This window comes from Marivita sp. S0852 (assembly GCF_046591575.1).
Taxonomy (GTDB): Bacteria; Pseudomonadota; Alphaproteobacteria; order Rhodobacterales; family Rhodobacteraceae; genus Marivita.
On record NZ_JBIQWA010000004.1, the window covers coordinates 247,377 to 264,536 of the forward strand.

Here is a 17,160-nt window from a genome sequence, read left to right on the forward strand (position 1 = left end):
CTGCGACAATAAAGTTTGATCTAGGTCAAATAGATACGTTGCCGCCTGCCCAACGACCTTTTACAACGCCATGGGAACCTGAGGCACAGACAGCAAGAGTCGTGCCTCATCGTCAAATACATTCAGGAGGCAATTTATGGCAGACGCCGCCATTCACGGCCACGACCATGAGGACCAGCGTGGGTTTTTCACCCGGTGGTTCATGTCCACGAACCACAAGGATATCGGGATTCTATACCTGATCGCCGCGGGTCTTGCGGGCTTCATTTCAGTGGCCTTCACCGTCTATATGCGCATGGAGCTGATGAACCCCGGGGTTCAATACATGTGTATGGAAGGCGCACGCCTGACCGCAGCCGCCGTTGGCGATTGTACTCCGAACGGGCATCTTTGGAACGTTTTGATCACCGGTCACGGTATCCTGATGATGTTCTTTGTTGTGATCCCGGCCTTGTTTGGCGGGTTCGGCAACTATTTCATGCCTCTGCAAATCGGCGCGCCGGACATGGCGTTTCCGCGTCTGAATAACCTGTCGTTCTGGTTGTTTGTCGCGGGCACAACGCTGGCGATCTGTTCGGTGTTTGCACCGGGTGGGAATGGTCAGCTTGGATCGGGTGTTGGCTGGGTATTGTACCCGCCGCTGTCGACCAATGAAGGCGGCTTGTCGATGGACCTTGCGATCTTCGCGGTCCACGTCTCGGGTGCGTCGTCCATTCTGGGCGCGATCAACGTGATCACCACGTTCCTCAACATGCGCGCACCGGGCATGACGCTGTTCAAAGTACCGCTCTTCGCATGGTCGATCTTTGTCACTGCTTGGCTGATCCTTCTGGCTCTGCCGGTTCTGGCGGGCGCGATCACCATGTTGCTGACGGACCGCAACTTTGGCACAACCTTCTTTGACCCAGCGGGCGGTGGCGATCCGGTTCTGTACCAGCACATCCTGTGGTTCTTTGGTCACCCGGAAGTGTATATCGTGATCCTGCCGGGCTTTGGCATCATCAGCCACGTCATCGCAACCTTCGCGCGCAAGCCGATCTTTGGCTACCTGCCGATGGTGTGGGCGATCATTGCGATCGGGGCCTTGGGCTTTGTTGTCTGGGCGCACCACATGTACACTGTGGGGATGTCGCTGACGCAGCAGTCCTACTTCATGCTGGCAACCATGGTCATCGCGGTTCCGACAGGGGTTAAGATCTTTAGCTGGATTGCCACAATGTGGGGCGGCTCGATCGAGTTCAAAACGCCGATGCTCTGGGCCTTTGGGTTCCTCTTCCTCTTCACCGTTGGTGGTGTGACAGGCATCGTTCTGTCACAGGCTGGCGTGGACCGTGCATACCACGACACGTACTACGTGGTTGCCCACTTCCACTATGTGATGAGCCTGGGTGCGGTGTTTGCGATCTTTGCGGGGATCTACTTCTACTTCCCCAAGATGACCGGCAAGATGTACCCCGAATGGGCGGGCAAGGTGCACTTCTGGACCTTCTTCATCGGTGCAAACCTGACATTCTTCCCGCAGCACTTTCTGGGTCGTCAGGGCATGCCGCGCCGCTATATCGACTATCCCGAAGCCTTTGCGTTCTGGAACTATATCTCAAGCTGGGGCGCGTTCCTGTCCTTTGCATCGTTCCTGTTCTTTATCGGTGTGATTGTCTGGAGCCTTGTGAAAGGCCGCGCCGAGACCGCGAAGAACCCGTGGAACGAATACGCCGACACGCTGGAATGGACCCTGCCCTCCCCGCCGCCTGAACATACGTTCGAGCAGCTGCCAAAGCGGGAAGACTGGGAAAAGACCCACGCGCATTAAGGCGTCACCTTCAAAAGCCGAAAAGGCCTCAGCTTACGGCTGGGGCCTTTTTTCTGGCTTTCGCGCCGCAGCCCCATGACATGATCGCATCGCGCGTTACCTCGTTTCAGTGAAACAACACTTTTTTGCCTATGCCCTACACTTGGACCGAAGATTCGACAGATGCCTCTGAACTGCGCTTGTGGCCGCACAAATCCCTGCCCGCGCATGGGTTCGCGGCAACCATCCTTGGCATTTTCACCCTTTCCACGATCCCTCTTTACGGGCTTATCGGCACGGTCTTGCTGTGGGGTGTGTTGCCATTCATGCTGATGGCCCTGGGGGCGATGTGGTACGCGCTGCGACGCAACAATCGTGATCTTGAAATCATGGAGGTGCTGACATTGACCCCGGATGATCTGCACCTCACCCGGCAGACATTGAAAGGCGAAGCGCAGGAATGGCGCTGCAATCCTTACTGGACGCAGGTCAATATCCACCAAAAAGGCGGTCCTGTGCCCAACTACGTCACCTTGTCCGGTGCAGGCCGAGAGGTTGAGATTGGCGCGTTTCTGAGCGAAGACGAACGCAAAGCGCTTTACGCAGAACTAAATGACAAGGTTCGGCGCATCGCCCACCCTTGATCCGAGGCCCCATGGCACAGGTTCCCGCCGTTCCGAAATTCAAACGCGCGCAGCATCTTTTGCGCGCGTCTCTGTCTGGCGCGTTTGGACCGCCGGATGATCTGGTAGCGTCGGAAACCGCGGCACTGGCCCTGCGGGCGGCTCGTCTTCAACAGCAAACATCCGAGCAGGTCACCTTTCTGATCCCTCTTGTCGGAGCGCATCACGTCAAAGACTGGCCTGCGGTTGTGGATCGGCTGAACGCCACGTTGCGCAGCTTTATCAGGCAAGACAACCCAAACTGGACCGCGACCATTTGCTGTCAGCAAGAGCCTGACCTTCCGGATGACAAACGGATTGGCTTTCTGCCCTTCGATGATCCGACGCCTGGCAATGACAAGTGGCGCAAGCTGCGTGTCCTGGCGCAGTCTTTGCCTGCTTTGGCACCACGTCCGGGCTATGTGATGTCTTTTGACGCGGATGATCTGCTGCGGCAGGGCACCGTTACCGAAATGCTGAGACGCCAGAAACAGGGCGGATATCTGGTGCAATCCGGATTGGTCATGGACGTGGCCAAAGGGGATATTGCGTTGGCGGACAATCGCTCGCTTCTGACGCCGATGCGCAAACCTTTCTGGAAACTATGCGGCAGTTGCGCAGCCCTTTACCACGACCCCTCAGAGCCGACGTCCGGGGCCTTTCTGACCGAGATGACCCAACACGAACACCGGATGTTTCCCTATCTGTCCCGGCTGGCCGGGCAGCCGCTGACCCCGCTTGACCGTCCCTCTGTGCTTTACATGCTGAACCACGGCGACAATTTCGGCGCGCGGCGCGGGCGTGTCGGGTACAAAACCCGGTTCGTGCAAACCTACAAAATCCGCGACCCGCGCAAAATTGAGCAAATCAGGGACGACTTCGCCCTTGATCCCTAGGCGGCACTCAGGCGTTGGCCAATCGGTCTTTGACCATGGGGCCGACCGCCCCGAAATCCATTTGCCCGGTATATTTGGACTTGAGCGCCCCCATCACACGTCCCATATCGCGAATGGAAGATGCACCGGTTTCCGCCACAGCCGCATCAATCGCTTTGGCGACTTCTTCGTCGGATAGCTTGCGCGGCAGGAATTCATCAATCACGCTGATCTCGGACAATTCGCGTTCAGCCAGATCAAGCCGTCCCGCCTCTTCGTATGTTTTGGCCGTGTCTTTGCGCTGCTTGACCATTTTGCCAAGAATGCCAAGCACTTCATCGTCGCTCACCCCAACCTCGGCCCCGTCTCCCCGGGCTGCGATGTCGCGGTCCTTGATGGCTGCATTAATCAGACGAAGCGTTGACAGGCGCGCGCTGTCTTTGTCGCGCATGGCTTGCTTGATCGACGAAGTGATCCGAGTCCGAAGGTCCATGAATACCCATCCCCATGGTTAAACGAGCGCGCACCCTACGGGAGGAGCCCGCAAGACGCAAGCGGCCATCAAATAACGTAAGCTATTGATTTTAATATATATACCATTTTCAAGCCACCCTTGACCGCAAGACGCAGCACCCGTAGGTTCCAGACGATTTTACACCTGCGGAGTCGCGCCATGTCCAAGCTTTCAAACGACAAACCGACGGCGTGCCTTGCGCTGGCAGATGGGACGTTTTTCTACGGTCACGGCTTTGGCGCAACCGGAACATCGGTGGCGGAATTATGCTTTAACACGGCAATGACCGGCTATCAGGAAATCATGACCGACCCGTCTTATGCTGGCCAGATCGTGACCTTTACCTTTCCGCATATTGGCAATGTCGGCGTCAATCCGGACGATGATGAAACCGCCGATCCCGTGGCCGCGGGCATGGTTGTCAAATGGATGCCGACGCAAAGCTCCAACTGGCGTGCCACCGCAGAGCTTGGTGACTGGCTGGCGGCCCGTGGCCGCATTGCCATTGGCGGCATCGACACCCGCCGTCTGACTCGCGCCATCCGCCAGCAAGGCGCGCCGCATGTCGCGTTGGAGCACAATCCGGAAGGCACATTCGATCTGGAAGCATTGGTCGAAAAAGCCCGCGCGTTTTCGGGGCTGGAAGGTCTGGATCTTGCAAAAGATGTGACCTGCGCACAATCCTATCGCTGGGACGAAATGCGGTGGGCCTGGCCCGAAGGCTATTCGCGTCAGACTGCACCAGATCACAAGGTGGTCGCCATTGACTACGGGGCCAAGCGCAACATCCTGCGCTGCCTTGCAAGTGCGGGCTGTGATGTGACCGTTCTTCCTGCAACAGCCACAGCCGAAGAGGTTCTGGCACATAATCCGGATGGTGTATTTCTGTCGAACGGTCCGGGCGATCCTGCGGCAACCGGGGCTTACGCTGTGCCGATGATCCAGACGATCCTGAAGGAAACCCAGCTTCCGATGTTCGGGATTTGCCTGGGCCATCAGATGCTGGCCTTGGCGCTTGGCGCAAAGACCGTCAAAATGAACCACGGACATCACGGGGCCAATCATCCCGTTAAGGATAACGAGACCGGCAAGGTGGAAATCACGTCCATGAACCATGGCTTTGCCGTCGACAGCCAGACCTTGCCAGAAGGTGTTGTGGAAACTCATGTGTCGCTGTTTGACGGCTCCAACTGCGGGATTCGCGTGGCTGATCGACCTGTGTTTTCCGTCCAGCAACACCCCGAAGCCAGCCCCGGCCCACAAGACAGCTTTTACCTGTTTGAACGGTTTGCAGATTCCATGGCAAAGGCAAAGGCTGTCTCTGCCTAAGCGCTGTTAACCGCCGCTTAACCGATTAACGTTTAGCTGACCCCCGGACATATATTCGGGGACCAGCCGTGCAAAACCCAACACCTATCGCAGATTTGCCGTTCGTGCAGCCCAAGGCGCACCCGCCATCAGAGGATGTGGCAGAACAGGTTTTGCAAAGAGCCAATCAATTGGCCGCCAGCGCGCGCCGCCTTGATCCGGCAACAAACCCGCCTGACCCAAACCTGTCCAACCTACTGCCGCCCGAATTCTGCATTGAACACCGCGTTCTGCCCTGGGGCAAGCTGGGTGCTGCGACCCTTGTGGGCACGTCAATGGATGGCGACCGGACGCAACTGCGTGAAATGCTTGAGGATCAGATTGGCCCGGTGCTGTTCGGCACCGCAACCGAGGCCGATATTCATCATTACGTCACCGAACAACATCGCGATTACCTTGCGGATTTGGCGGAAAACCGGGTTCCCAGTGACCTGAGTTGCCGCGACATCAACAAACTGACAGTGCGCCGCGGCATTATGGCCAGCCTGTTTTTCGGTGTCAGCTTTGGAGTGATCTTTGTGTTTCCGAACGCGTTTTTTGTCGGCATCACGGCAGTCGCCATCACCAATCTGATCGCCTGCCAGATCTTCAAGATCTGCGTTTTCTTTGCGGGCTACAAGAAACCGGCCAAGATCACTTTGGATGTACCCCTGTCTGAAAAGCCGGTGGTCAGCCTGATGGTGCCGATGTTTCGCGAGGCCGCCATTGCCAACACCCTGGTCCAACGCCTCTCGCGCCTCACCTATCCAAAATCCCTGCTGGACGTGGTTCTGGTGCTGGAAAGCGATGATATCCAGACCAAGCAGATGCTTGCAGCCCAATCGCTGCCCAGTTGGATGCGGGTGATCGAAGTGCCTGATGCCTCGCTCAAGACAAAACCACGCGCATTGAATTATGCGATGATCTATACGCGGGGGGATATTATCGGGGTGCTGGATGCCGAAGACGCGCCCGCCACGGATCAGATTGAACGCGTCGTTGATACGTTTCATGCCGCGCCCAAAGATGTTGTCTGCGCGCAGGGCATTCTTGACTATTACAACCCGCATGCGAACTGGATTTCGCGTTGTTTCACAGTCGAATACGCCACCTGGTTCCGCATAATTCTGGCCGGTGCGGCGCGGCTTGGCTTTCCGATCCCGCTGGGTGGAACAACGGTGTTCCTGCGCCGCTTTGCGCTTGAGCATGTGGGCGGCTGGGATGCCCATAATGTGACCGAAGACGCCGATCTGGGCATCCGTCTGGCGCGTTTTGGCTATAAAACCACGCTTCTGCCCACAGTGACGCGCGAAGAAGCGAACAACCGGATGATCCCGTGGATCAAACAGCGGTCGCGCTGGCTCAAGGGGTACATGATCACCTATCGGGTTCATATGCGCAAACCGTTCCGGCTTTTGAAAGATCTGGGGCCGCGCAAGTTTCTTGGCTTTCAGTTCTTTTTCCTGACAACCATCCTGCAGTTCACGTTGGCACCGGTGCTTTGGGCGTTCTGGGTGGTCTGTTTCGGCATGTCCACGCCTTTCACAGACATCCTGCCGGATGGATGGACAGGGGGCCTTTTGGCCCTTTTTCTTTCGGCCGAGCTTATTTCACTGCTGATCGGGTTCGTGGCCGTGGCCCGGACCCAGCATGAAAAGCTGATGCCCTGGGTTCCGATGATGGTGTTCTATTTCCCATTGGGTGTGTTCGCCGTCTATAAAGCCGTGTCAGAATTGGTGTTCAAACCGTTTTACTGGGACAAGACCCAGCACGGCATTTCCAAGCCTGACCAGATCGGTGGCGACATTCACACCACGCATACCGGACCTTAATCCAGGGTTTGAGAGTCGAGCTTGAGCCGCGTAACAAACGCCACCGAAATATGGTCGCGCAACGCCTTGTAGGCGGCATCTTCATCCCGCGCCGTGATGGCATCGACAATCGCTTTATGCTCGGCCAAAGCGATTTCACCCCGCCCCTGCGCCGCAAGAGACGTTGTCGCCATCAACGCCATCGAGCGATGTACCAGATCCAGCTGCTGCACCAGAAACCGATTATGCGAAGCCAGATGGATCTGCTTGTGAAACCGCCGGTTTGCCCGCGCCAGCGCCGAGGGATCGTTCAACAAGGCCCGGTCATCATCGACCATGCTGCGCAGAACCTGAACCTCTTCTTCTGTCGCGTGACGGGCAGCAAGCCGTGCGGCCAGCCCCTCCAGTTCGGTGCGCACCACGTATAATTCGGCCATCTGATTGTGATCAAGCGATGCCACAATCAGCGACCGGCCATCGCGCGTCAAAAGAGATTGCGTCTCAAGCCGTTGTAATGCCTCGCGAATGGGTGTGCGCGACATGCCGAACCGTTCGGCTAGGTCGCTTTCAACCAGACGGTCGCCGGGTCGATACACGCCCACGTCGATCGCCTCGAGAATCGAGGAATACGCATCTTTCTGAGGTGTCTTTACTTCTTTCATACCGCGCCGCCTTTGCTGACCAGCGCCACGTTAACGGCGTCCTGACGAAAGACGCAAGTCTGGGCATTGCCGCGCCTCCAGGTCGGGCCTAGGTTAACGCTCATGGTAAAAGAAGCATTTGACCACGTGCGCCACTGGGTGTTCGATCTTGATAACACGCTATACCCGCCTGCGGTGCGTCTGTTTGATCAGATCGAGGTCCGTATGGTGAAATACGTGATGGACACCGTGGGTGTCGACCGGGACCAGGCCAACGCCTTGCGGGTGAAATACTGGCAGACCTATGGGACAACGCTGGCCGGTCTGATGCGCGAGCATGACGTCGATCCGGCACCCTACCTGTATGATGTCCACGACATTGATTTTTCGGTTCTGCCCAAAGACCCGGATCTTGCCGGCTATATAACCCAGCTTCCGGGCCGCAAGATTGTCTATACCAACGGCTCTGCCCCCTATGCGGAAAACGTCCTGAAGGCGCGCGGGCTGGACGGCATCTTTGATGCGATTTACGGCGTGGAACATGCTGATTTCCATCCCAAACCCGAACGCAGCGCGTTTGAAAAGGTTTTTGGCAAAGACGGGGTGAACACCAGCGCAGCCGCCATGTTCGAGGATGATCCACGCAATCTGGCAGCGCCGCATGACATGGGCATGCGGACCGTTCATGTGGCCGATGATGCAATCGACGCGCCACATATTCATCACCATACGGACAATCTGACAGAATTCCTTGCGCGGTTGTCCTGACGATTATCCACCGCCTTGCGGCAATTTGACAGTTTTGGTCAGGCATTTCGACCCTACCTCCTTTAATGACAAAAAGGAGTCTCAAATGTCTGTTTCCGATCCCAACCTGCGCGAACACCGCAGGCCGTTCTATTCCGCTGCCCTGACCGCGCTGAAAGAGGGGCAACCCGCAGCCATTTTTGTTCTGCTGGGCCTTTTTCTGACTGTTGTCGCGGCGGCGGTGATGACATGGGGCATCGTGGCCCTGTCGATGGTAGCCCTTGCCCTTGTGCCGATTGTCATGATCACGCTTGTGTTGATCACCGTCGGGAAATAGCACCGCGGGAAACCTGCCGCATCGCGTGTTGGGATGGTTCGGGCTAGACAGGGCGCGACCAGACCAAAACCCTGAGGGAAGACATGGATTACGATATCGTCGTTTCAGGAGGAGGCATCGCCGGATTGGCCGCCGCAGCGGCATTTGGATCGGATGGGTACTCTGTTCTTTGCATTGATCCCGCACCTCCAATCACGGATCGCGATGCAGAGGGGGCCGATCTGCGAACCACCGCCTTTTTGCAACCGGCCCGCGACTTTCTGGACGAAATCGGCCTTTGGTCGCGCCTTGAAAGCCACGCGATGCCGCTGCAAGTGATGCGCATTATTGATGCAGGCGGCGACGTTCCAGAACCCCGCGTCACCAAAGCCTTCAATGCATCCGACATTTCAGACCTGCCCTTTGGCTGGAACCTGCCCAATTGGCTGCTGCGGCGCGAATTCGTGGCGCATCTTGAAAGCATGGACACCGTAACCTTTCGGCCGGGCACAGGAACCGCCGCGCTGTTTACCCGAAACGCCGAAGCGCGGGTGACGCTGAGTGATGGCACCAAGGTCAGATGTCGCCTTGTGATCGCGGCGGATGGGCGCAATTCACCGATGCGCAAAGCCGCCGGAATCGGCGTTGAGACAACCCGGTTCGGTCAAAAAGCACTGGCCTTTGCCGTCACCCATCCGATCCCGCACGAGAATGTGTCAACGGAAATTCACCGGACCGGCGGACCGTTCACCTTTGTGCCGCTACCGGATCTGGACGGGCGTCCGTCATCGGCCATTGTCTGGATGGAAGAGGGCCCCAAAGCCCAAGCTTTGGCCGCGCTAGACACCGAAGCATTTGAAGACGCCATGACCACCCGCTCTTGCAGCCTGTTCGGGCCCTTGAAACTGGCATCGCGCCGCACGATCTGGCCGATTATCAGCCAACATGCCGAACGTCTGAGCTCTGAACGGCTGGCCCTGGTGGCCGAGGCCGCGCATGTGGTGCCCCCGATCGGGGCACAAGGTTTGAATATGAGCCTGACCGACTTGCGCGTTCTGCGCGACCTTATCCGCAAATCCGATGGCGATATCGGTTCGCGCAAGTTGCTGGATGCCTATCACCAGAAACGGATCATGGACATCCGCGCCCGTGTGGCCGGCATCACATTGCTGAACCGGACATCCATGCTCAGTTCACGTCCGCTGCGCGACATTCGGGCCAAGGGATTGGATGCGCTTTACACGCTCAAACCGGTGCGCAAAACGTTGATGCAACTGGGGCTTGGCGCGCGCGGCACCTAAGCCGCGCGGAAGCGCAAGCTTACGCCATTGATGCAATGGCGCTTGCCCGTCGGTTGCGGCCCATCATCAAAGATATGGCCCAGATGGCTGCCACAGCGGCGGCAATGGCATTCGGTACGGACCATGAACAAGGATCGGTCTGGCCGGGTGCCAATAGCATCAGCCTGGGCTTGCCAGAAACTTGGCCAACCGGTGCCGCTGTCGTATTTGTGCTCGGACGCGTAAAGCGCAAGATCGCAGCCGCGGCAGTGAAACATACCGGCCCGGTTCTCGGAATTCAGCGGCGACGTAAACGCGCGTTCTGTGCCGTGCTCGCGCATGACACGATACTCTGCCGGTGTCAGCATGGCATTCCACTCTGCATCGGTCCGCGTCACCTCAAAGGTGCCTTGCGAGGCCGTTGCCCCTTTGGCCGACGCAGTCAGGCCCAAAGCCGCGGCTGCTTTTAGAAAATGGCGTCTGATCATTCCGGCCTCCGTGCTGAGACCCTCAGATGGCCACTGGTGCCCGGTTTCTGCAAGGGCATCCGTCACACAATTGCGCGATGACGCGTGCCGTTTTGCCAGGTCGCTGTTTAGAAGCCCACCAGCACATTGCTTGAGACAGCAAGCCAAAGCACCAGAGCCGCGATTCCCCCGCCGACGGCATAGGGCCAGATCTGTTGCCAGATCGCGGTGCGCGGTGCGCTGAAGACATCCGCCTTCAATCGGCGCAGCAGTTGTGGCGGGGGCGTTTTGGGCGGGAGCGTGGCGAGAATAAACTCCGCCAACCGGGCGTGCCAAAGGGCAACCTCGGCCGCCGCCTCCGGCTCGTCTGCCAGCTTTGCTTCAAACTGTTCAGCCTCAAGTTCCGGCAAAAGGCACAGCGCATATTCCGCCGCCGTGACGGACACCGTCCTGTCTGGCATCAAACATGTCCCAACAGTGTTCAACGCTTTTTGCAACGACGCCCTGACGGTGCTGGCCTCTACATCAGACGCCGCAGCAAGATCGCCATAACCATCGCCATCCAGACAGACCCGTCGCAGCAAAAGCGCGCGTGCCGGTTGCAGATCCCGAAGGCAGGCGTCCAGCGTCATTGTGTCCTGTGTGGTTTCATGGTCTGTCCCCGGCCCTGTAAACAGATCCCGCGTATCCACCGTGTCAGTTGGTGAAAAGCGCACCCGTTTTATCGCAATCGCCGCTGCTCGGGCCTCGATCACCAGGCGCGCCATCGGGGCAAGATCACCGTCGCGAAACGCATCGGCATTCTGCCAGATCGCGGTGAAAAGATCCTGCAAGCAGGTTTCCGCCTCGGCGTGATCGTCAATCAGGTGATAACACAAACCAAACAACGCCCCGGAGGTCCGGGAATACAAAAGCTGAAAAGCCGATTGATCCGCCATTGCCACGCGTGCAAGCAAACTATCCGTCGTCTCTGGCACTGTCATGAACGAATTCCCGCGCCCTTTCCCTTGCTCCTCCGCCCATTATGTTGCACCACACGCGCAACACACCTATTGCAGAAGGATGTCCGCAACATGGCCGACGGGACGATCGACATCAACGCCAAACCCACCGAAGAAATCGTGGCTCGCGAGGTCTTTGGCATCGACTCGGATATGGTTGTGCACGGCTTCCCCGAGCGCACAGAGCGGGTGCCGGATATTGACAGCACCTATAAATTTGATCCCGACACGACATTGGCGATCCTGGCCGGATTTCGCAACAATCGCCGTGTGATGATCCAGGGCTATCACGGGACCGGAAAATCGACCCATATTGAACAGGTGGCCGCGCGTCTGAACTGGCCTTGCGTGCGCGTCAACCTCGACAGCCATATCAGCCGGATCGACCTGATCGGCAAGGACGCGATCAAGCTGGTGGACGGCAAACAGGTGACGCAATTCCAGGAAGGCATCCTGCCCTGGGCCTTGCGCAACCCGACCGCGATTGTGTTCGACGAATATGATGCGGGCCGCGCCGATGTGATGTTCGTCATCCAGCGGGTTCTGGAAACCGACGGCAAGCTGACACTGCTTGACCAGAACGCCGTTCTGACGCCGCATAAGTATTTCCGCATCTTTGCCACAGCCAACACCGTGGGGCTTGGCGATACAACGGGCCTGTATCACGGCACGCAACAGATCAACCAGGGCCAGATGGACCGCTGGTCGCTGGTGGCGACGCTCAACTACCTGTCGATTGACGCAGAGACCTCTATCGTCCTGTCCAAAGCGCCGCATTACAATTCGGAAAAAGGGCGCAAGACGGTCCGGCAAATGGTGACGGTGGCTGATTTGACCCGAACCGCCTTCATGTCTGGCGATCTGTCCACCGTGATGAGCCCGCGCACCGTAATCGCCTGGGCGCAAAACGCCGAGATTTTCCGCGATGTGGGCTATGCGTTCCGGGTGTCGTTCCTGAACAAATGCGACGAGTTGGAGCGCCAGACCGTGGCCGAGTTCTATCAGCGCTGCTTTGACGAAGAGCTGCCCGAAAGCGCAGCCAGCCTGAGTATCGCGTGATGGGTGTCGGATCGGCTGCGCCGATCCGATCCGCGNTCCGGGTGTCGTTCCTGAACAAATGCGACGAGTTGGAGCGCCAGACCGTGGCCGAGTTCTATCAGCGCTGCTTTGACGAAGAGCTGCCCGAAAGCGCAGCCAGCCTGAGTATCGCGTGATGGGTGTCGGATCGGCTGCGCCGATCCGATCCGCGCGCGCCTGCGGCGCGCGCGTTTTGCATATTTGGAAAAAGAAGACGCAGGGGCGGTTTTGTACAGCCACGCGGTGTATCCGCCTTCTGGCTTGTGACAATGACGGCTTTGCGGAACGATACGCGTTATGAACAAGCCAAGTGACAACCCCGCCGATCCGTTCAAGAAAGCGCTGGCTGAAGCCACCAAGGTGTTGGCCGATGATCCGGAATTGAGCGTCAGCTATTCGGTTGATCCCGCCGGACTGTCCGGTGATGCGATGCGATTGCCACAGGTCAGTCGCAGATTGACTCGTGACGAGGTGTTGCTGGCCCGGGGCACGGCGGATTCCCTTGCAATGAACCGGCGCTATCACGATGCCGGCACGCATTCGCGCTACAACCCGCAGGGCGAAATGGCGCGGGAGCTGTATGAAGCGATGGAAACCGCCCGGTGCGAAGCGATGGGCGCGCGCGACATGCCGGGAACGGCCGGGAATATTGACGCCAAAATCGGGCATGACGCGACCCGACGCGGGTATGACCAGATCACCGAAGCCTCCGACGCGCCGTTATCGGCAGCGGCGGGCTATCTTGTCCGGCATCTGGCCACCGGACGCGCGCTTCCCGAGGGTGCGCAGAACGTCATGGATTTGTGGCGTGGATTTATCGAGGATCAATGTGGCGGTAAACTGGACGACATAAACGACGTTTTGAACGATCAGGCGGCGTTTGCCCGCTTCACCCGGTCTGTCATCACCGATCTGGGCTATGGCGACCAGCTGGGCGATGATCCCGATGACATCGATGACGAGGCCGAGGATCAGGCCGAAGACGGGGCTGACGAAGAGCAGGAACCAGACAGCACCGGCCAGGACGACGATCAGGAACAGGATGCCGAGGCCAGCCCCGAGCAGACCCAAGAAGAGACGCAAGACCCGTCTCAGGCGCAGGTCTCGATGGACGAGATGGCCGATCAGGAGATGGGCGAAGAGGCCGAAATGCCCGAGGGCGAGGCCCCGCTTGAGCCGCCGCCCCCTGCCCCGATTTCCGAAGCCGACCCTGACTACAAGGTGTTCGACACCGCCCATGACGAGGAAATTCTGGCCGAAGAGCTTGCCGAACCGGTCGAGCTTGAACGGCTGCGCGCGTATCTGGATCAGCAGCTGGAGCCGCTGAAGGGGGCGGTAAGCCGATTGGCCAACAAGTTGCAGCGCCGGTTGCAGGCGCAGCAGAACAGGTCGTGGGAGTTTGACCTTGAAGAAGGCATCCTCGATGCGGGACGCCTTGCGCGCGTGGTCGCGAACCCAACAACGCCGCTGTCCTTCAAGGTCGAGAAAGACACCGAATTCCGTGACACTGTTGTGACGCTGCTTCTGGACAATTCCGGCTCTATGCGCGGGCGGCCGATTTCGATCGCTGCCATTTGCGCCGATGTTCTGGCGCGCACGCTGGAACGCTGTTCGGTCAAAGTGGAAATCCTTGGCTTTACCACACGTGCGTGGAAGGGCGGTCAGGCGCGTGAGAAATGGCTGAACGAAGGCCGCGAACAACAGCCCGGGCGACTGAACGACTTGCGGCATATCATCTACAAAAGCGCAGATGCCCCCTGGCGACGGACGCGCCCCAATCTTGGGTTGATGATGAAAGAAGGCTTGCTGAAAGAGAACATCGACGGCGAAGCGCTTGAATGGGCGCATAAGCGGATGATCCACCGTCCCGAGGCGCGCAAGATCCTCATGGTGATTTCCGACGGCGCACCCGTGGATGACAGCACCTTGTCGGTCAACCCCGCCAATTATCTGGAAAAACACTTGCGCGATGTGATCGCTATGGTCGAGCGGCGCAAGCAGGTCGAATTGCTGGCCATTGGCATCGGCCATGATGTGACCCGCTATTACGAACGGGCCGTCACCATCACCGATGTCGAACAGCTTGCGGGCGCGATGACCGAACAGCTTGCATCTTTGTTCGACAGCGACCCAAGGGCCCGGGCTCGGATGATGGGCATCAAAAAAGCCGTGTAGACGCGCGATGGTGTTCCGGCTTTGGCAAGCGACGCCTATCGTGTCGGGCGTGTGTGCCCCCAAAGTTCGAACACGGTGCAGGACGCAGTGAACGGCACAGAGAAAGGCCAAACCATGTTTCAGAGCTTTTCCGAAACCGCCTCGCCAGATCAGGGCCCGGCGCGGCTGTCCGCCCTCAGAGCGGTTTTGGAGCGGGAGTCCCTTGACGGGTTTATCGTCCCCCGCGCCGATGCGCATCAAGGCGAATACGTGGCGGCCCATGATGAACGGCTGTCCTGGCTGACAGGGTTCACAGGGTCGGCCGGGTTCTGCGTTGCGCTGAAAAAGACCGCAGGTGTGTTCATTGACGGGCGCTACCGTGTGCAGGTTCATGCGCAGGTTGCAGATGTGTATACCCCCGTGCATTGGCCTGAAACGTCGCTTGGATCGTGGATCGCGGATCAATTGCCCGATGGGGGTACCGTTGGGTTTGATCCATGGCTGCACACGGTGGCGCAATTGCGCGAGATGGAAACATCCGTTGGCACTGTCTCTTTGCTGCGCGTTGGCAATCTTGTAGACCGTATCTGGCAGGACCAACCCCCCCCCCNCGCGGATCAATTGCCCGATGGGGGTACCGTTGGGTTTGATCCATGGCTGCACACGGTGGCGCAATTGCGCGAGATGGAAACATCCGTTGGCACTGTCTCTTTGCTGCGCGTTGGCAATCTTGTAGACCGTATCTGGCAGGACCAACCCCCCCCCCCAAGCGCCCCGGCTTTTGTGCAGCCCGAAACCCTGACTGGTGACCCCCACGATGCCAAGATCGCGCGTCTGGCAGACACGCTGGGTGCGGCCAAACATGCCGTGTTGACCTTGCCCGACAGCATTTGCTGGCTTTTGAACATTCGCGGCGGAGATGTGCCACGCACACCGTTTGTGCACGGGTTTGCCCTGCTTCACGCCTCTGGTCAGCTGACATTCTTTGTCGATCCGGAAAAATGCACGAATATCGCCGATCACTTTGGAACCCGGGTTCGGATCGAGCCGGTGGATGCGTTTTTGCCGGCGCTGTCCTCTTTGGATGGATCGGTGCAAATTGATCCGGCCAGTTGTCCGGTCATTGTGGCTGACACGCTGCGCGAGGCGGACATTCCGCTTATCGAAGCGCCAGACCCCTGTGCGCTGCCCAAAGCTTGTAAATCAGCGGCCGAGCTAAGCGGCGCGCGGTCGGCACATTTGCGGGACGGGGCGGCGATGGCGCGGTTTCTGTGTTGGCTGGATGCGCAAACGCCAGGCACGTTCACAGAAATTGATGTGGTCAAAAGGCTGGAACGCGAACGTGTGGCAACCAATGCTCTGCGCGATATCAGCTTTGACACAATATCGGGTGCAGGACCAAATGGTGCGGTTGTGCACTACCGGGTCACCGAGGACACGAACCGGACCGTCGACACCGGGCTGTTGCTGGTGGATAGCGGCGGGCAATATGTCGATGGCACCACGGATATCACCCGCACCATCGCCATCGGTGCGGCAGGAGATCAAGAGCGATTGGCTTTTACGCTCGTCCTCAAAGGTATGATCGCAATATCGCGCTTGCGCTGGCCGTCCGGTCTGGCGGGGCGCGACATTGACGCTTTGGCCCGCGTTGCACTTTGGGAACACGGGTTGGATTATGCACATGGCACCGGGCACGGCGTCGGCTCTTATCTAAGCGTTCATGAAGGCCCGCAGCGTCTGGCCCGCGCCGGAACTGTGCCGTTCAAGCCGGGTATGATCCTGTCGAACGAGCCCGGGTTCTACAAAGAAGGTGCGTTTGGCATCCGGATTGAAAACCTGATCGTGGTGAAAGAGGCATCCGCGCTGGACAATCAGACGGTGACCGAGATGCTTGACTTCGAGACAATCACCTTCGCTCCCATCGACACGCGTCTGATTGATGCTACTTTGCTGACCGAGGCAGAGCGCGCTTGGCTGAACAGCTATCACACACTGGTATTTGAAAAGATCGGCCCGCTGGTGGACAGCGATGTTCGGTCCTGGCTTGAAACAGCCTGCGCACATATCTGACACACGGCAAAAGCGGTCACGGCACAGGCCGCACTTTATCACCAAAAGGGATGGAACATGCAGAAACATATTACAGTCAGGCCCGTTGAAGGCACTTGGGTTGTGCGCGCCGGTGGGGCGGTGATCGCAGAAAGCTCAAACGCGCTGGAACTGACGGAAGGCGACCGTCCCGCCGTGATCTATTTTCCTCGCTCCGATGTGGCCATGGCGTTTCTCGACAGCTCTGATCACAACACAACATGCCCTTACAAGGGTCGCGCGAGTTATTTCAACATCATGTCCAAAAGCTCGACCTTCGATAATGCGGTCTGGAGCTATGAGGCCCCGAAGGACGACGTGTCAGAGATCAAGGACCATCTGGCATTTGACGTCCAGGATGGCGTGACCGTCGAACAGCTTTGATGTC

16 protein-coding genes are annotated in these 17,160 nt (G+C 58.3%); 12 read left to right on the forward strand and 4 right to left on the reverse strand.

Annotated features, from left to right (window positions below; translation table 11 throughout):
* Window positions 1-136 precede the first annotated feature (136 nt).
* The 3 genes from ctaD to ACG74X_RS10305 all read left to right on the forward strand — a co-directional run bounded on the left by ctaD (window position 137) and on the right by ACG74X_RS10305 (window position 3,347).
* A complete protein-coding gene (gene ctaD, locus ACG74X_RS10295; RefSeq protein ID WP_411234573.1) occupies window positions 137-1,810 on the forward strand; it encodes a cytochrome c oxidase subunit I in 1,674 nt (557 codons plus the stop codon).
* 131 nt (window positions 1,811-1,941) lie between these two features.
* Entirely contained in the window at window positions 1,942-2,433 is a 492-nt protein-coding gene (locus ACG74X_RS10300) for a DUF2244 domain-containing protein (protein WP_411234574.1), read from the forward strand.
* An 11-nt stretch (window positions 2,434-2,444) separates the two neighbouring features.
* Window positions 2,445-3,347, forward strand: a complete 903-nt coding sequence (locus ACG74X_RS10305; protein WP_411234576.1) for a hypothetical protein — start codon at window positions 2,445-2,447, stop codon at window positions 3,345-3,347.
* 7 nt (window positions 3,348-3,354) lie between these two features.
* Here ACG74X_RS10305 and ACG74X_RS10310 read toward each other — a convergent pair whose 3' ends face one another.
* Window positions 3,355-3,819 carry a GatB/YqeY domain-containing protein gene (locus ACG74X_RS10310; protein WP_411234577.1) on the reverse strand — a complete coding sequence of 155 codons (465 nt, stop codon included), beginning with the start codon at window positions 3,817-3,819 and terminating at the stop codon, window positions 3,355-3,357.
* Between the two features lie 180 nt (window positions 3,820-3,999).
* Between ACG74X_RS10310 and carA the strand changes: the two genes are divergently transcribed.
* Together carA and ACG74X_RS10320 are read left to right on the forward strand one after the other, a co-directional pair.
* The gene (gene carA, locus ACG74X_RS10315) at window positions 4,000-5,169 is read left to right on the forward strand and encodes a glutamine-hydrolyzing carbamoyl-phosphate synthase small subunit (RefSeq protein WP_411234579.1); all 1,170 of its coding nucleotides are present in this window, start codon (window positions 4,000-4,002) and stop codon (window positions 5,167-5,169) included.
* A 68-nt stretch (window positions 5,170-5,237) separates the two neighbouring features.
* Window positions 5,238-7,019, forward strand: a complete 1,782-nt coding sequence (locus ACG74X_RS10320) for a glycosyltransferase family 2 protein (RefSeq protein ID WP_411234581.1) — start codon at window positions 5,238-5,240, stop codon at window positions 7,017-7,019.
* Here the strand turns inward: ACG74X_RS10320 and ACG74X_RS10325 are convergent.
* Window positions 7,016-7,660: a GntR family transcriptional regulator gene (locus ACG74X_RS10325; protein ID WP_411234583.1), complete on the reverse strand. Its 645-nt coding sequence runs from the start codon at window positions 7,658-7,660 to the stop codon at window positions 7,016-7,018. The two genes, ACG74X_RS10320 and ACG74X_RS10325, sit on opposite strands and share 4 nt — an antisense overlap.
* A gap of 102 nt (window positions 7,661-7,762) precedes the next feature.
* Here ACG74X_RS10325 and ACG74X_RS10330 point away from each other — a divergent pair, with 102 nt between their 5' ends.
* From ACG74X_RS10330 to ACG74X_RS10340, 3 genes are all read left to right on the forward strand, one after another.
* Window positions 7,763-8,407, forward strand: coding sequence for a pyrimidine 5'-nucleotidase (locus ACG74X_RS10330; protein WP_411234585.1), 645 nt, complete (start codon window positions 7,763-7,765; stop codon window positions 8,405-8,407).
* An 85-nt stretch (window positions 8,408-8,492) separates the two neighbouring features.
* Window positions 8,493-8,723 carry a hypothetical protein gene (locus tag ACG74X_RS10335; RefSeq protein WP_411234586.1) on the forward strand — a complete coding sequence of 77 codons (231 nt, stop codon included), beginning with the start codon at window positions 8,493-8,495 and terminating at the stop codon, window positions 8,721-8,723.
* A gap of 83 nt (window positions 8,724-8,806) precedes the next feature.
* A complete protein-coding gene (locus ACG74X_RS10340) occupies window positions 8,807-10,003 on the forward strand; it encodes a UbiH/UbiF family hydroxylase (RefSeq protein WP_411234588.1) in 1,197 nt (398 codons plus the stop codon).
* Here ACG74X_RS10340 and msrB read toward each other — a convergent pair.
* Window positions 10,000-10,470 carry a peptide-methionine (R)-S-oxide reductase MsrB gene (gene msrB / locus ACG74X_RS10345; protein WP_411234590.1) on the reverse strand — a complete coding sequence of 157 codons (471 nt, stop codon included), beginning with the start codon at window positions 10,468-10,470 and terminating at the stop codon, window positions 10,000-10,002. The genes ACG74X_RS10340 and msrB overlap by 4 nt on opposite strands.
* A 107-nt stretch (window positions 10,471-10,577) precedes the next feature.
* Window positions 10,578-11,432, reverse strand: coding sequence for a hypothetical protein (locus ACG74X_RS10350; RefSeq protein WP_411234592.1), 855 nt, complete (start codon window positions 11,430-11,432; stop codon window positions 10,578-10,580).
* Window positions 11,433-11,522: 90 nt separating this feature from the next.
* On the opposite strand from ACG74X_RS10350, the gene cobS reads away from it, so the two are divergent.
* The 4 genes from cobS (at window position 11,523) to ACG74X_RS10370 (ending at window position 17,156) form a co-directional block, all read left to right on the forward strand.
* Entirely contained in the window at window positions 11,523-12,509 is a 987-nt protein-coding gene (gene cobS / locus ACG74X_RS10355; RefSeq protein ID WP_411234594.1) for a cobaltochelatase subunit CobS, read from the forward strand.
* Between the two features lie 315 nt (window positions 12,510-12,824).
* Window positions 12,825-14,702 carry a cobaltochelatase subunit CobT gene (cobT, locus tag ACG74X_RS10360; protein WP_411234595.1) on the forward strand — a complete coding sequence of 626 codons (1,878 nt, stop codon included), beginning with the start codon at window positions 12,825-12,827 and terminating at the stop codon, window positions 14,700-14,702.
* 114 nt (window positions 14,703-14,816) lie between these two features.
* Window positions 14,817-16,754 (forward strand): aminopeptidase P family protein, encoded by a 1,938-nt coding sequence (locus ACG74X_RS10365; protein ID WP_411234597.1) that lies wholly within the window; start codon window positions 14,817-14,819, stop codon window positions 16,752-16,754.
* A 57-nt stretch (window positions 16,755-16,811) separates the two neighbouring features.
* Complete coding sequence (locus ACG74X_RS10370) at window positions 16,812-17,156, forward strand: DUF427 domain-containing protein (protein ID WP_411234599.1); 345 nt, start codon at window positions 16,812-16,814, stop codon at window positions 17,154-17,156.
* The last annotated feature ends 4 nt before the right edge of the window (window positions 17,157-17,160 follow it).

Excerpts from the sequence above, each read along its gene's own strand:
- ACG74X_RS10325 (WP_411234583.1), bottom strand. The coding sequence starts at position 7,660 with ATGAAAGAAGTAAAGACACCTCAGAAAGATGCGTATTCCTCGATTCTC.
- ACG74X_RS10340 (WP_411234588.1), top strand. The coding sequence starts at position 8,807 with ATGGATTACGATATCGTCGTTTCAGGAGGAGGCATCGCCGGATTGGCC.
- ctaD (WP_411234573.1), top strand. The coding sequence starts at position 137 with ATGGCAGACGCCGCCATTCACGGCCACGACCATGAGGACCAGCGTGGG.
- ACG74X_RS10300 (WP_411234574.1), top strand. The coding sequence starts at position 1,942 with ATGCCCTACACTTGGACCGAAGATTCGACAGATGCCTCTGAACTGCGC.
- ACG74X_RS10310 (WP_411234577.1), bottom strand. The coding sequence starts at position 3,819 with ATGGACCTTCGGACTCGGATCACTTCGTCGATCAAGCAAGCCATGCGC.
- msrB (WP_411234590.1), bottom strand. The coding sequence starts at position 10,470 with ATGATCAGACGCCATTTTCTAAAAGCAGCCGCGGCTTTGGGCCTGACT.
- ACG74X_RS10335 (WP_411234586.1), top strand. The coding sequence starts at position 8,493 with ATGTCTGTTTCCGATCCCAACCTGCGCGAACACCGCAGGCCGTTCTAT.
- carA (WP_411234579.1), top strand. The coding sequence starts at position 4,000 with ATGTCCAAGCTTTCAAACGACAAACCGACGGCGTGCCTTGCGCTGGCA.
- ACG74X_RS10305 (WP_411234576.1), top strand. The coding sequence starts at position 2,445 with ATGGCACAGGTTCCCGCCGTTCCGAAATTCAAACGCGCGCAGCATCTT.
- ACG74X_RS10370 (WP_411234599.1), top strand. The coding sequence starts at position 16,812 with ATGCAGAAACATATTACAGTCAGGCCCGTTGAAGGCACTTGGGTTGTG.
- ACG74X_RS10330 (WP_411234585.1), top strand. The coding sequence starts at position 7,763 with ATGGTAAAAGAAGCATTTGACCACGTGCGCCACTGGGTGTTCGATCTT.
- cobT (WP_411234595.1), top strand. The coding sequence starts at position 12,825 with ATGAACAAGCCAAGTGACAACCCCGCCGATCCGTTCAAGAAAGCGCTG.
- cobS (WP_411234594.1), top strand. The coding sequence starts at position 11,523 with ATGGCCGACGGGACGATCGACATCAACGCCAAACCCACCGAAGAAATC.
- ACG74X_RS10350 (WP_411234592.1), bottom strand. The coding sequence starts at position 11,432 with ATGACAGTGCCAGAGACGACGGATAGTTTGCTTGCACGCGTGGCAATG.